Origin of the sequence: Paenibacillus sp. CFBP 13594, from assembly GCF_014842675.1 — a bacterium.
Taxonomy (GTDB): Bacteria; Bacillota; Bacilli; order Paenibacillales; family Paenibacillaceae; genus Paenibacillus; species Paenibacillus amylolyticus_B.
Genome location: NZ_JACYVQ010000002.1, coordinates 537,118 through 550,514, shown reverse-complemented (window position 1 = coordinate 550,514; position 13,397 = coordinate 537,118). Strand labels below are relative to the sequence as shown.

General features: G+C 45.2%; 12 protein-coding genes. 9 read left to right on the top strand and 3 right to left on the bottom strand.

Annotation, left to right across the window (positions count from 1 at the left end; translation table 11 throughout):
- Nucleotides 1–228: 228 nt before the first annotated feature.
- Nucleotides 229–1,149: a hypothetical protein gene (locus IFU39_RS09915; RefSeq protein ID WP_192132409.1), complete on the top strand. Its 921-nt coding sequence runs from the start codon at nucleotides 229–231 to the stop codon at nucleotides 1,147–1,149.
- Nucleotides 1,150–1,316: 167 nt separating this feature from the next.
- Here IFU39_RS09915 and IFU39_RS09910 read toward each other — a convergent pair whose 3' ends face one another.
- Entirely contained in the window at nucleotides 1,317–2,237 is a 921-nt protein-coding gene (locus tag IFU39_RS09910; RefSeq protein ID WP_192132407.1) for an AraC family transcriptional regulator, read from the bottom strand.
- 171 nt (nucleotides 2,238–2,408) lie between these two features.
- Between IFU39_RS09910 and yicI the strand changes: the two genes are divergently transcribed.
- The 5 genes from yicI (at nucleotide 2,409) to IFU39_RS09885 (ending at nucleotide 9,931) form a co-directional block, all read left to right on the top strand.
- Nucleotides 2,409–4,727 (top strand): alpha-xylosidase, encoded by a 2,319-nt coding sequence (yicI, locus tag IFU39_RS09905; protein WP_192132405.1) that lies wholly within the window; start codon nucleotides 2,409–2,411, stop codon nucleotides 4,725–4,727.
- A gap of 75 nt (nucleotides 4,728–4,802) precedes the next feature.
- Nucleotides 4,803–5,813 carry a phosphotransferase family protein gene (locus tag IFU39_RS09900; RefSeq protein WP_192132403.1) on the top strand — a complete coding sequence of 337 codons (1,011 nt, stop codon included), beginning with the start codon at nucleotides 4,803–4,805 and terminating at the stop codon, nucleotides 5,811–5,813.
- A 19-nt stretch (nucleotides 5,814–5,832) separates the two neighbouring features.
- On the top strand, nucleotides 5,833–6,027 hold the full coding sequence (locus tag IFU39_RS33210; RefSeq protein ID WP_192132401.1) for a glycoside hydrolase family 3 N-terminal domain-containing protein: 195 nt from the start codon (nucleotides 5,833–5,835) through the stop codon (nucleotides 6,025–6,027).
- Nucleotides 5,993–8,470, top strand: a complete 2,478-nt coding sequence (locus IFU39_RS09890) for a glycoside hydrolase family 3 C-terminal domain-containing protein (RefSeq protein WP_192132399.1) — start codon at nucleotides 5,993–5,995, stop codon at nucleotides 8,468–8,470. The genes IFU39_RS33210 and IFU39_RS09890 overlap by 35 nt, the downstream gene beginning before the upstream one ends.
- Nucleotides 8,471–8,629: 159 nt before the next feature.
- Nucleotides 8,630–9,931 (top strand): MFS transporter, encoded by a 1,302-nt coding sequence (locus IFU39_RS09885; RefSeq protein WP_105598163.1) that lies wholly within the window; start codon nucleotides 8,630–8,632, stop codon nucleotides 9,929–9,931.
- 164 nt (nucleotides 9,932–10,095) lie between these two features.
- Here IFU39_RS09885 and IFU39_RS09880 read toward each other — a convergent pair whose 3' ends face one another.
- Both IFU39_RS09880 and IFU39_RS09875 read right to left on the bottom strand, forming a co-directional pair.
- Complete coding sequence (locus IFU39_RS09880; RefSeq protein WP_105598164.1) at nucleotides 10,096–11,439, bottom strand: MFS transporter; 1,344 nt, start codon at nucleotides 11,437–11,439, stop codon at nucleotides 10,096–10,098.
- Nucleotides 11,440–11,469: 30 nt separating this feature from the next.
- Nucleotides 11,470–11,892 carry a MarR family winged helix-turn-helix transcriptional regulator gene (locus tag IFU39_RS09875; RefSeq protein WP_017689281.1) on the bottom strand — a complete coding sequence of 141 codons (423 nt, stop codon included), beginning with the start codon at nucleotides 11,890–11,892 and terminating at the stop codon, nucleotides 11,470–11,472.
- Nucleotides 11,893–12,147: 255 nt separating this feature from the next.
- Here IFU39_RS09875 and IFU39_RS09870 point away from each other — a divergent pair, with 255 nt between their 5' ends.
- From IFU39_RS09870 to IFU39_RS33580, 3 genes are all read left to right on the top strand, one after another.
- Complete coding sequence (locus tag IFU39_RS09870) at nucleotides 12,148–12,621, top strand: RbsD/FucU family protein (RefSeq protein WP_036609525.1); 474 nt, start codon at nucleotides 12,148–12,150, stop codon at nucleotides 12,619–12,621.
- Between the two features lie 267 nt (nucleotides 12,622–12,888).
- Nucleotides 12,889–13,302: a hypothetical protein gene (locus IFU39_RS09865; RefSeq protein ID WP_446740340.1), complete on the top strand. Its 414-nt coding sequence runs from the start codon at nucleotides 12,889–12,891 to the stop codon at nucleotides 13,300–13,302.
- On the top strand, nucleotides 13,236–13,385 hold the full coding sequence (locus tag IFU39_RS33580; RefSeq protein WP_446740335.1) for a GNAT family N-acetyltransferase: 150 nt from the start codon (nucleotides 13,236–13,238) through the stop codon (nucleotides 13,383–13,385). Before IFU39_RS09865 ends, IFU39_RS33580 begins: the two co-directional genes overlap by 67 nt.
- Nucleotides 13,386–13,397 lie beyond the last annotated feature (12 nt).

The following is a 13,397-nucleotide window of genomic DNA, read 5'->3' as shown; positions in this document are numbered from 1 at the left end:
ATTTGAAAATAATGAATAATTGTGACTTTTGAACTATACATACAGAACTACGAATTCCCGAAATATAGTTATATGATTCTTTCGTAGTGAGTCTTAAAGATGATATTGCATATAAAAGCAATTCAAATTCGTCGTACGTAATAAGTATCCATTAAATGAATATGAAACGACATAATTTCATCCAGATTTGCACGTCAGAGCTGATAACTTCAGAGGGAGTGTACAAATATGAAAAGCAAAAGGGGTTACCGTTTTATCTTATTACTGAGTTGTTTGATCCTGTGTGCGAGTACAGCCTGTTCTTCCAAAGCCATTGCGGATGGTTCAGTCGACAGTTATGCAACGATTCATGGAGAACTTGATGTGCCAGTGAGAGCGACTTGGGTATGGGATACCACCCAGATCCGAAGTAATCCTCAAGAAGTGTTAAATTACGCTACAGCGAACAAGATCAATACGATCTATCTGCAGTTGAACCGGGATATAAAGATTCCTGAGTATAAAAGTTTTATCCGCCAGGCGAGAGCCAAGAATATTGCGGTGGACGTCATGGATGGAAGATCAGCCTGGGGGTTGACGGAAAGTCGGGAGCAGATTGCATCTTTCCTGGACTGGATCGAGGCATATCAAGCGCAGGCATTGTCCAATGAGAAATTTGCTGGTATTCATCTAGATATTGAGCCACATGTGCACCCACAATGGAAAATCAATCAGGGCAGTGTAATTTCCCAGTGGCAAGGAAATGTGGAGTACATTGTTGAGCGAGCATCACGGATGAAAATGCCGGTAGCGGCTGATCTGCCTTTCTGGCTCGATAACTACAAAATTCCGGGTTCCACGATGGCCGTAAGCAGTTGGATGATTCGCAAGTTTGATTCCATCACGATTATGGCTTACCGCGATACAGCAGCTGCAATCTATAGTGTAGCGAAGGATGAACTTGCAGAAGCAGCTCTACTTGGCAAGACGATCTCAATCGCCGTGGAAACAAAGCAAAGCAAGGAAGGTGACTTCATTACTTTTTATGAAGAGGGATCTGCTTATATGGAAGCACAATTAAAGTTGGTCGAAAAAATGGCTTCAGTACATGCGTCCTTTAATGGGTTCTCCGTACATGAGTACACTTCATGGAAGACGCTGAAAAAGTGAGGCCAATGTTAAGCTTCAAAGCGTAAGGCTGATAGCAGCGAGTGAGATGAGTTCTAACTGAGCCAGTGTGGCTCAGATCAGAGCGTTATCTTACTCGTTGGCTGGAAAGTTGATAAAAAAGATAAAGAAGGTGTTTGCAGCTGAATAGCTGTGAGCACCTTCTTCTTTTATACCTGAACCAAGGCAGATTCCATGGCTACGTTCTCATAGAACAATTTGCGATACTGTGATGGTGTGGTGGCTTTATGCTTTTTAAATGTAGTGATGAAGTAGCTTAGATGCTCAAAACCCACATCCATGGCGATATCAACAATTTTGTGATCCGTATTCTCAAGCTGAACGCAGGCCTGTTGAACGCGGTAATAGTTAATGTAATCAACCGGGGTTTTCTGCACCATCTGTTTGAAGAAACGGCAGAAGTGTCCTTCGCTCATATTGGCTTCATCGGCCAGTTCTTTCAGCTTCAATGGTTCAGGATAACGCTTGTGGATATAGCCGAGCACGGATTTCAGGCGCTCTACCTTGTCATGACTCCCTGTAGCGATGGTGCCTTTGAGCGGAGCAGGTCTCATATGTTCGAACATACGGGCAAATATGAGATACAGGTACGCTTTCGTTGACATTTCACACGTTTCTGTTCCGGCAGCGTGGTCAGCGAATATGCGTTGCAGGTGATCCAGAATTTCTTGTCCCCAATCCTCATCTGCCTTGATATGAAAAGGGAGGATCACGGTTTTACGCACCAGTGGACCGATGAATTTCTCCTGTACCGTATCGAAGGTGCGGCTTCCAAGCAGCTCCGGATTAAATACAATGGAAGAGAATACACAGGGAATATCACCTTTCAGATAACCTGCATGAATCTCACCTCGATTGATAAAAATCGCTTCTCCAGCTTGAACCTCAATGGTGTTCATATCAATCTGAAAGACCGCACAGCCCTGAGTAACCATGGTGAACTCCATTTCATCATGCCAGTGGCAATCCAGAATGCTATCGCCGTTCAGCTGTTGTATATCGGGGTACACACTGACTGGATACATGGCATTGCCGTGAATTCGGTCTTCGCGTAATCGTTCACGTTCCATATCAACGCCTCCTTTACTTCATTTTTAATGTAATCGTTTCCAAAGTTTGGTGTTGATGTTCAAGAATCGGATGGTTATTATCAAAATCGTGATATATTTAGTCAAAATAAGAGAAGAAATTCATTATTAATATCAATATTATTATAGTATAACCAAAGGGGGAAAGAAAACATGAAATTTACTGATGGATTCTGGATGACTCGTGAAGGGTACCAAATTCAAAACCCGACTGACATTCGTGATATTGTACAAAAAGATAATTCTTTGACCGTATATGCGGCAACTAAATATATTCGCAGCAAAGGCGACACGTTGAACGGTACATTGCTTAAAGCAACATACAGCTCACCTATGCCAAACGTTATTCGTGTAACCTTGAATCACCATAAAGGCGGAGTGAAAAAAGGGCCTGTATTTGAGCTCAACACGCAAGATGCAAACGTTGACATCTCGAAAAATGAACAAGGCGCAGTTTTGAAAAGCGGTAACCTGGAAGTTCAAATCGACAAAACAAACGGTTGGGACGTTAGCTTCCTATATGGAGGAAAGCGTATTACAGGTAGTGGTCAAAGAGCGGCTGGTTATATTACAGGTCCAAGCAAGGAAGCGTACTTCCGCGAGCAGCTTGATCTCGGTATTGGTGAATACGTTTACGGACTCGGTGAGCGCTTTACACCGTTTGTTAAGAATGGCCAAATCGTCGATACCTGGAATGAGGACGGCGGTACAAGCAGTGAGCAGTCCTATAAAAACATTCCGTTCTACTTGTCAAATAAAGGATATGGTGTATTTGTAAACCATCCTGAACGCGTATCCTATGAGATTGCATCTGAAAATGTATCCAAAGTTCAATTCAGCGTAGAAGGAGAGACTCTGGAGTACTTCATTATCGGCGGTGACAATCCAAAGGATGTACTTGATAATTATACGAAATTGACAGGTAAACCAGCACTTCCACCAGCATGGACATTTGGTCTGTGGCTGACAACTTCATTCACAACGGATTATGATGAAGCAACGGTTAACCATTTTGTAGATGGCATGGCTGAACGTGATCTTCCGCTGTCTGTATTCCATTTTGACTGCTTCTGGATGAAGGAATATCAATGGTCTGATTTCGTATGGGATGAAGCGATGTTCCCGGATCCGGAAGGCATGCTTGCACGTCTGAAAGAGAAGGGTCTTAAAATCTGTGCTTGGATCAATCCATATATTGCAGAAAAATCCTACTTGTTCGATGAAGGTATGGAGAACGGTTATCTGGTCAAAACAGCCGATGGTAGCGTATGGCAATGGGATATGTGGCAAGCAGGTATGGCTCTGGTTGACTTCACAAATCCGGATGCTGTGAATTGGTATAAGAGTAAGCTCGAAGTCCTGCTTGATCAAGGTGTAGATTCCTTCAAGACCGACTTCGGCGAAAGAATTCCGACAGATGTCGTGTACTTCGATGGTTCTGATCCGGTTAAAATGCACAACTATTATACACAACTGTATAACAAAGCTGTATTTGAATTGCTCGAAGAGAAGATTGGCAAAAACGAAGCTGCTCTGTTTGCACGTTCCGCAACAGCAGGTGGTCAACAGTTCCCGGTTCACTGGGGTGGTGACTGTTCTTCCACGTATGAATCCATGGCTGAATCGCTTCGCGGTGGCCTGTCACTGGGGCTTTCCGGTTTCGGATTCTGGAGCCATGATATCAGTGGTTTTGAAAGCACAGCGAGCCCTGACGTATACAAACGCTGGGTACAATTCGGACTTTTATCTTCACACAGCCGCCTGCATGGCAGCACTTCGTATCGTGTGCCTTGGTTGTTTGACGAGGAATCCGTGGACGTTGTTCGTGATTTTACCAAACTCAAAATCAGCCTGATGCCGTACCTGTACAATTCTGCGGTAGAGTCAACGGTAAAAGGTATTCCGATGATGCGCGCTATGCTGCTGGACTTCCCAGAGGACCCAACAACATACAGCCTGGATACGCAATACATGTTCGGTGATTCAATTCTCGTGGCGCCAATCTTCAACAAGGAAGGCGATGTGCGTTACTACCTGCCTGAAGGAACTTGGACAAACTATCTGACAGGAGCGAAAGTACAAGGTGGACGCTGGATCAGTGAAAACCATGACTTCAAAACGCTTCCAATGATGGTTAAGCCAAACAGCCTGATCGCTGTTGGTGCTGTAGATCATAAACCGGATTATGACTTTGCAAATGATGTATCTCTGCACTTGTTCGAGCTGGCTGATGGTCAAACGGCTCAAGCTGTCGTTGTGAACCAAGCTGCTGAACAGGAGCTAACAGTTAACGTTACACGTAATGGATCAGTGCTGGATGTTCGTGCTGAAGGTGCAGGTAAACCTTGGAACATCGTGCTTCGTGGTATTGAAAGTGTATCCAGCGTTGAAGGTGGTTCCCAAATGTCTGGTGCAACTGGTGTTGTTGTTACGGCAGCAACAGGTGCAAGCGCGCTTACAATCCAACTGTAAAATGATATAGTAGAAGAAAAGGACGGTGCCGAAAGGTGCCGTCTGTTTGTCTACGATGATAGGAGATTGAATGAAATGAGTACAATGAATTCCGGTTTGCACTGCACGATATCAGCAGAGATGCTGCATCAACTGGTAGAGATTAATTTTGGAAGCGATACCAAAGTGAAGGAGTTTGGTCTCCTGCAAGGTGGACTTTTTAATACAACTTATCGGATTCACCTTGAACATACATCCTATACGGATGTGATTTTACGTTTGGCTCCAGAGCGGGGAGAGATGGCGGCTGGTTCTGCGAGTGACCCACTCTTTTCTTTTGAACGTACGATGATGGCGGCTGAACCGATTGTGTATGAATATTACCGTAAGGCAGGCATTCCTGCTCCCAACATTATCGCCTGTGATGATAGCGGATCCATCATTCCAAGAACGTACATGTTTATGAAGTTTATTCCAAGTAAGCAGCTGGATCACGCATCAATTTCAGACATAGACAAAGAGCGATTGTATCATCAGCTTGGCGTCTATACCGCCATCATGCATCAGATCGAGGGGACATCGTTTGGGTGGCCGCTGGGAGATGGGACGATTAGAGGCTCGGATCAATGGTCCGAGGTGCTGCACTCTTTTGCAGAAGAAACGGCACTTAAAGCGGCACAAGTCAATTATATGTCAGGTGTGGGAGAAGAGATCGCTGCTATTTTCATCCAAAATAAAGATTTATTTGATCATGTGACCCGTCCGGTACTCGTTCATAATGACCTGTGGGAAGCAAATGTGCTTGTTCATCAGGAAAAGGGTGAGCTAAACATTGCGGCCATCATTGATGGAGATCGTTCGATGTTTGCCGACAGGGAGTTTGAAGCCATATTGTCAACAGAATCAGCGGCTTTTCATGAAGGATATGATCGTCCACTGGACTCATCCGCTGAAGGACAGGCACGCAGGCTTGCGTACCGAATACTGTCTTCGTATTTTAATGCCTACGTTCATGAACATCAGGTCAATCAACCTGAAGATGGTCAGAAGTATCGCCAGCGTACGCTGGATTTACTGGAGCAATGGAAGCAACTTGGACTTCACTAATTCGTAGGAGGAATGAAGGATGAAGGAGTATCATCAATACCCGATGTGGGATGCGTCACAACGTGACCCACGCTGGGGCAGAACGGAAGAGGGATATGGCGAGGACCCGGTCCTCACGGGAGAAATGTCGGCAGCTCTCGTCAAAGGTATGCAGGGAAATGATCCTTTTTATCTGAAAAATGGTCGCAACATTAAAACACTTTTTTGCCAATAATAATGAGAAAGATCGGCTGAATTGTTCATCCAGCATCGATCCGCGCAATCTGCGGGAATATTATTTAAAAGCATTTGAGACACCATTTGTGGAAGGTGGAGCCTTGTCCATGATGACAGCTTACAATTCCATCAATGGTACACCTGCCATTGAAAGTCCATATGTGAATGATGTGGTTAAGGGTGAGTGGGCAATGCCTGGGTTTATTGTATGTGATGGCGGAGACCTGTCACAGACGGTGAACTATCATGGTTATCACACCAGTCATGCCGAATCAGCAGCAGGTGCGTTGAAGGCAGGAGTGGATTGTCTTACGGATGAAGTTGATCTTGTTGTATCTGCTCTGGAAGAGGCTCTTGATCAGGATCTGTTGGAGATCGCTGATTTGGACCGAGCTATTCGTAACATCTTCGGTGTGCGAATGCGACTTGGACAACTGGATCAGTCGGGACGTAACCCGTATGCCTCCATACCCGAGTCTGTACTATGTGCACCAGAACATGCCAAACTTAGTTATCGTGCCGCTGCCGAATCCATTGTTTTACTCCAAAATGATGGATTGCTTCCGTTGCAGCCAGAAGCATTACAAAAGATCAGTGTCATTGGACCACTTGCCGATGTGGTCTATACCGATTGGTACAGTGGCACACTGCCTTATCGTGTATCCGTCCTCGATGGATTGCGTAATCGACTACCTCATTCAGACATAACGTATTCAGATGGGAATGACCGTATTCAGCTGAAGACAACAGACGGTCAGGTTATAACCTTGGGTGCGGAAGGTACGCTCGTCGCTGTACCGGAGGATAGTGCACCTGCAGCCGCCGAGTTTGTACATCAGGATTGGGGCTCGGGAAGTCATACGCTGAGAAGTGTGAACAATCATCGATACGTTAGTTTAACCGAGCAAGGCATCTATCAGGCAAACGCACCGGAGATTGGTGGCTGGTTTGTGAAGGAAGTTGTTCGCATAGATCCTCTAACGGATGGAAGTAACACCTTGCGGACGTGGAACGGTATTCCGGTTGGACTGAGCGAATATCAGGGACAGGCTGCTGTATCACCACCACGGCCACAAGGAGAACAAACTACAGCTACAAGTACAACTCAGGACAATGTGAGTGCCTCTGGACACGCAAGTCAATCACCAGGCAATACACAGATACCTTCTGCATTCAATATTGATATTGTGACCAGCGGAATACAACAAGCCGTAGAAGCTGCACGTAGCAGTCAGGCATCTGTCGTTGTTGTTGGCAACAGCCCATATATCAACGGCAAAGAAGAAATTGACCGCCCAAGTCTGCTGCTTCCGCCGAGTCAGGTCGAGCTTGTCAAAGCCGTGTGTGAAGCCAATCCCAATACGGTGGTTGTCATTATGGGCAGTTATCCATTTGCCTTGCAGGAGTTGAAAGGTATTGCCCGCGCAATCGTTTATATGACACATGCTGGTCAGGAATTGGGTAATGCGCTTGCAGATGTGCTGTTAGGTTATTATGCCCCGGCAGGCAGATTGAATATGACATGGTATGAAGACGAATCACAGCTTCCTGACATGATGGATTATGACATCATTCAGAATGGCATGACTTATATGTATCATGAAGGACCGGTTCAATATGCATTTGGTCATGGCCTGACGTATTCCGAATTCGAATACGAAGCGATTCGTGTAAATCGTAGTGCTCCGGTGGAAGACACCACCACAGATCAATTAAAGATTGAAGTGGAGATACACAACACAGGTGAACGTGACAGTGATGAAGTCGTACAGATCTATGGATCTTCCTATACCTCCCGAGTGAAACGTGCTCAGAAGCAACTGCTTGCTTTCCGTCGTGTTCATGTCAAAGCAGGGACGCGTGTTACGATAAGTTTAGAAGTCCCTGTTCAGAAGCTGGCGCTATGGGATGTTACCCGAGATCGATACTGCCTGGAGACATCGACCTGGGCCATGCTGGCAGGGCGTTCTTCTGCAGATATACGTCAGTCGGCTGATATTGAAATTGAAGGTGAGACGATTCCGGATCGTCCGCTGCACTTGCTTACCTTTGCCGAGAATTACGATGTTTGTAGAGGTGTTCTGTTGGATGAATGTCTGGAAGGACGTTCGGCAGTTCGGGCAATTAACCAGGAAGAACCTTTATATCGAGATGGTCAGTCATCCTGGATCGCTTTCAACCATAATGCTGTTCAGGAAGTACAAGGATTTGAAGCCAGAGTGGCAGCTTATGGGGAAGAGGGCAGACTTGAGATTCGTTCTGGAGGACTGGAGGGCGAACTGCTTGGTGTGTGTGAGGTTTCTGGACCTGGTGGCAGTGTGAATGGAAAAGATATCAAGTGGACAACGGTCCAGTGTTCGCTTGAGGCGCCCCATAAGGTGAATGAGCTGTATATTATTTTCAAAGGTGGAGCAGCGTTGCGCCACTTTAGATTGTTGTAGTTGTAGACATCATGAACCAAAGGAGCTGTCTTGCATAAATTCGTGCAGGCAGCTTATTTGTGTGAACAAGCGGTAACATCCAGCATGTCCTGAATAATCAACCTCCGAAACAAGCACAATAATGCTGTTGTGTGTAGAATCTGTAAAGGTGGTTGTGGTATGAACGATAAAAAGTGGGACCTCGTCGCACTTGCTTCCATCCCTTTAATTATGACCTTGGGTAACTCCATGCTTATACCGATCCTGCCACAGATTGAACGTGAGTTGAAGGTATCTGCATTCAAGGTCAGTATGCTTATTACAGTCTACGCTGTAGTTGCCATTCTGCTTATTCCACTCGCAGGATACTTGTCGGATCGTTTTGGCAGAAAAGCAGTCATTATTCCCAGCCTTATCATTGCAGCCGTCGGGGGTGCTGTAGCTGGTGTGGCTGCATGGATTCTGAACGGAAATATAGCTTACTGGACCATATTAGGTGGCAGGTTATTACAGGGGGTTGGAGCAGCGGGGGCATTCCCGATTGTGATACCTTTGGTTGGGGACATGTTCAATGATGAAGATCAGGTATCTAAAAGTCTGGGAATCATTGAAACTTCGAATACATTTGGCAAAGTGTTAAGTCCAATTCTGGGAGCAGCACTGGCTGTGTGGTTATGGTACCTACCATTTATGGCTATTCCCGTTCTATGTGTTCTTTCGCTGATCCTGGTTATTTTCTTGGTGAAAACACCCAAGAAAAAAGAAAAACCGCCCACCTTTACAGAATTTGTGGCTTCCATTAAAGATGTACTAAAAGAAAAAGGACGATGGTTGTACGCCTTGTTTGCGATCGGTGGAATTTGTATGTTTATTCTTTTTGGTGTGCTGTATTATCTTTCCGAGACATTGGAGAGCGAGTTCGCCATGAAGGGCATTGTAAAAGGTCTCGTGCTTGCCATTCCGCTAGCGGCACTGTGTCTTTTTTCCTTTTTCGCAGGAAAGTGGATCGGAAAGAGTAAGCCTCGTATGAAGTGGATCGGATTTGCAGGTCTTTTTCTTGTAACTGTTTCGCTGGGTGTTATTGGAGTTTTCGATAATATCTACGTTGTCGTAGGTCTATTCACATTGGGAAGTGCGGGAATAGGGGCAACCTTACCATGTCTGGATGCTCTAATTACTGAGGGTGTGGACAAAAAGCAGCGAGGTACGATTACGGCTTTGTTCAGTAGCATGCGATTCATCGGTGTATCACTCGGCCCACCTGTTGTTTCTTTACTCATTGGCAAACAACATTTTTTGCTTTTTGGTGTGCTTGCCGCTTCTGCAGCTGTAGGAGGACTACTTACATTATTTGCAGTTAAGCCGGATAAGGGAGACCAACCTACTTCAGGAAGCGGACAGAAACAGGACGAACGACACATCGAGCGAATCGAGCCAAGTAGAGGGTATGCTCCTATAAGGCGCAAGAAAAGTCCATTTTAAATAGAAGGTTCTGTATGCTACGTTCATTCCCAAGCTGTCGTAAGCTTATTAGATCTTCAGATCTGTTCCAATAAAAAACGCGTTTACGCCTAAGAAAGCGGATGAATTTGCTTTCTCGGTGTAAACGCGTTTCTCGTTTCTATGAGCAGAATGACCTTAACCAATCATTCGTGTTTACTTATATTCGACTGGCTAGTTTCGGTGTTTCCAGCTCCAGATTCTGAATCCTTGTTCTGATCTTGAGGTGGTTCCGTTGCAGGGATATGAGTATGAGCGAGCAGAGCATGAGGTTCAATGGAGAAGCTGCCGCTTCGTTTTCCCTGAATCAGATATATAAGCAAGAACAGAATCATAAACATCACGGAATAACGATACATATCGGTATAACTGGTCATCGCCGCAATGGCGCCGAGAAGAAGGGCACCGGTCGCAATCCCCAGATCCAGCGAGTTCAAAAACATGCCGTTAGCCATACCCCGTTGAGTAGGAGATACAACTTGAATCATCCAGGTCTGCAGAGACGACTGCATGGAACCATAACCGATTCCGTAGATAAAGGCAGCGATGAACAGGACAGACATGGAGGTTGCATAAGAGAGCAGAATGAGGCCGACAGCAACGAATATTGCTCCTGGAATGAGCAGTGCTTTTGGACCTTTATTGTCATAGATCCGCCCTGCAAATGGTCTAACCAATAACACGGCGAGTGCATTGAACAAAAAGAACAGCGCAGGATTGGCCAGATTGGCTTCCTTACCATACAAAACGATGAATCCGACAAGCCCACCATAGGTGATGGATAATAGGCAATTCAGCACACTGGGCAGAATCAGCTTGCGGTTGAAAGGGGTCTTCTGTTTCGGGTTGGACCCTGAAGCACTTGTTGTGGCTTGTGGCATGATGGTTGTACTGTTATCGGTTCTGACTGCTTTTTTGCGTGTCAGCGAATAACTCAGTGGATAGATCACAGCGAGGACACCCGCAGTACATAACATCAGGGTTACAAATCCAGCGCCCTGGAGCAGAGTGACCCCAATGATTGGCCCCATAGACATAGCCAGACTAGTCGATAGACCAAAGTAACCCATACCTTCACCCATTCGTTTGACGGGCACAATATCCGAGGCCATCGTTGGAAAAGCGGTACTGCTCATACCAAACCCGATACCAAACAACATTCTCAGCAACAAGAGCACAGCTATACCGGCAGCAAAATAATAGCCGAGTGTTGCTAGCAGGGCTACGGACAGACCTATATAGATCATGGCGTTACGAAGACCCTTCTCCAGTGCTTTCGCGGAATAGAGACGGGCTGCTATGGCACTTAGTGCAAACAGACAGGTGAATAAACTTACTTCAAACGCATTGGCGTGAAATCGCTCCTGAACGTAAGACGGAAGCGGAGAGACAATCATGTGCAGTTGCAAGAACAACAAGAAGTTGCACAGCATCAGCAGTATAAAATCGGTAGTCCATAGTCTAACTTGTTGTGTAGATTGTTCTTTCATGATGATGTATTCCCCCTGAGTTGTGATTCATTACAAGTTGCGGTTAATGAGGGAAAGAGTATGTTTAAATGCTTCCATCTGGTCTTCGGATATACCTTCAGCAAGTTCTTTATTCATTTCTCTTTCAATCGGAACGAGGATATCAATTAACGCTTTGCCTTCCGTGGTGAGATATAACAGATAGGCTCTGCGATCCTGTTCGCTGGTCCGGCGTTCTACCCAGCCTTTTTTCTCAAGCAGATCAATGATCCGCGCAGTGGTGGGTTGGTCTTTGAAGACACGTGCAGCGAGTTCCTTCTGATTAACACCTTCACCGCGGTCAACATTAAAGAGAACAGAAAATTGCTCTGTCGTAATATCATAAGGTTTGAATCGTGTTGCAAGTAAAGCTACAGCTTTACGATGTGTGAAACCCAGCATGAATCCAACAGATTGTTCCAGTGTATAGTCCATGTGATTGCTAGACCTCGCTTCCATAATAAAATGTCCCAATTAATTAGTTGTTATAACAACTATATGTCAAACAAGTATTTTTGTCAAAATGAAATATTCTCATATCGAACTTACAGGTGCGCTGTGCAATGATCCAAAAATCCTGTTAGAATAGTGATGAAACCGCTTTTATATAATCGATTTCCAGCGTGCTTGAAGGATGGAGAAAACCAATTTGCTCTAACTGATGTTGGAGATGAACAAGGAGAGCTGTGTATGCTAAAGAATATACCCGCAATAATACCTCCAGAGTTACTCAAAATCATGTCCGAAATGGGTCATGGAGACGAGTTGGTTCTGGCGGATGGCAATTTCCCCGCAGCCAGTCATGCCAAGCGACTGGTACGCTGTGATGCACTGGGAGTCGTTGAACTGCTGGATGCCATCCTGCAATTATATCCACTGGATACCTATGCTGAGCGTCCCGCTGCTGTCATGCAGGTTGTGAAAGGGGATCAGGTGATCCCGATCATATGGGAAGACTACCGCCGATTGATTGAAGAATACGAAGGCATTACGGATGCTTTTGATCATGAAGAACGATTTGATTTTTATAAACGGGCTTCGAATGCCTATGTGATTGTTGCAACTGGTGAGCGAGCGCAATACGCCAATCTGATTTTGAAGAAAGGCGTCATTTTCCCCGATGCTGATCCTGGTCAGGAACAGCAGAATGCTGAATCGAACTGAATAATTACGGCGACGGAGCAGTGGATGCTTTGGTCGCCTTTTTATTTTTACCAATACGGAGTTAATATAACAAAACGTACAGAATTGGCATGGACTAGATAAGCACGATGCAATCTAGAAGCGCGCATGAACGTTTGTCAGATCACTGCTGAAGATACTACAAACTTTGATGCAGATGATGAATGGGGAAAATGAAAGGACTGTTTTACAATTGGAAGAAATACAAACGAGGAGACGATGGTCTCTATCCCAGAGGAGTTGAGTGAAATGCAGCACGGAATCAGACAAGCGGGTCTTCCTGATTGTAACGAAGTGGGACAATTGTTCAATGAGTACAGGATGTTCTACAACCAAAATGCTGACATTGAGGCAGCACATCAGTATATTAGAGAACGAATGGAACGCCATGAATCGGTGATTTTGGTAGCAGAAACAGATGCCGAAAGTGATCATGGGACAGATGAAAGTAATGGTATGTCACTCTCGAATGGCTTTATTTGTACAGGATTCGTTCAGCTGTATCCCAGTTTCAGTTCGGTATCGATGGGGCCTGTCTGGGTGCTTAATGATCTATATGTGCATCCTATCGTCAGCAAGGCATTGCCAGGAAGCTCTTGCAAGCAGCCAAACAATTGGCATCTGAGCGAGGAGTTCTTCGTATATCACTCTCAACCGAGTTAAGTAACAAACAAGCACAAGCTTTATATGAATCCGAAGGATATGCACAGGATACCAAATTCATGTATTATGAACTTAATGTATAGGAGGTTGCTCAA

Bases quoted from the DNA above. Each gene is read 5' to 3' on its own strand.
- IFU39_RS09885 (WP_105598163.1), top strand. From the start codon at position 8,630: ATGAACGATAAAAAGTGGGACCTCGTCGCACTTGCTTCCATCCCTTTA.
- IFU39_RS09875 (WP_017689281.1), bottom strand. From the start codon at position 11,892: ATGGACTATACACTGGAACAATCTGTTGGATTCATGCTGGGTTTCACA.
- IFU39_RS09880 (WP_105598164.1), bottom strand. From the start codon at position 11,439: ATGAAAGAACAATCTACACAACAAGTTAGACTATGGACTACCGATTTT.
- IFU39_RS09890 (WP_192132399.1), top strand. From the start codon at position 5,993: ATGGTCGCAACATTAAAACACTTTTTTGCCAATAATAATGAGAAAGAT.
- yicI (WP_192132405.1), top strand. From the start codon at position 2,409: ATGAAATTTACTGATGGATTCTGGATGACTCGTGAAGGGTACCAAATT.
- IFU39_RS09915 (WP_192132409.1), top strand. From the start codon at position 229: ATGAAAAGCAAAAGGGGTTACCGTTTTATCTTATTACTGAGTTGTTTG.
- IFU39_RS09865 (WP_446740340.1), top strand. From the start codon at position 12,889: ATGCAGCACGGAATCAGACAAGCGGGTCTTCCTGATTGTAACGAAGTG.
- IFU39_RS33210 (WP_192132401.1), top strand. From the start codon at position 5,833: ATGAAGGAGTATCATCAATACCCGATGTGGGATGCGTCACAACGTGAC.
- IFU39_RS09900 (WP_192132403.1), top strand. From the start codon at position 4,803: ATGAGTACAATGAATTCCGGTTTGCACTGCACGATATCAGCAGAGATG.
- IFU39_RS09910 (WP_192132407.1), bottom strand. From the start codon at position 2,237: ATGGAACGTGAACGATTACGCGAAGACCGAATTCACGGCAATGCCATG.
- IFU39_RS09870 (WP_036609525.1), top strand. From the start codon at position 12,148: ATGCTAAAGAATATACCCGCAATAATACCTCCAGAGTTACTCAAAATC.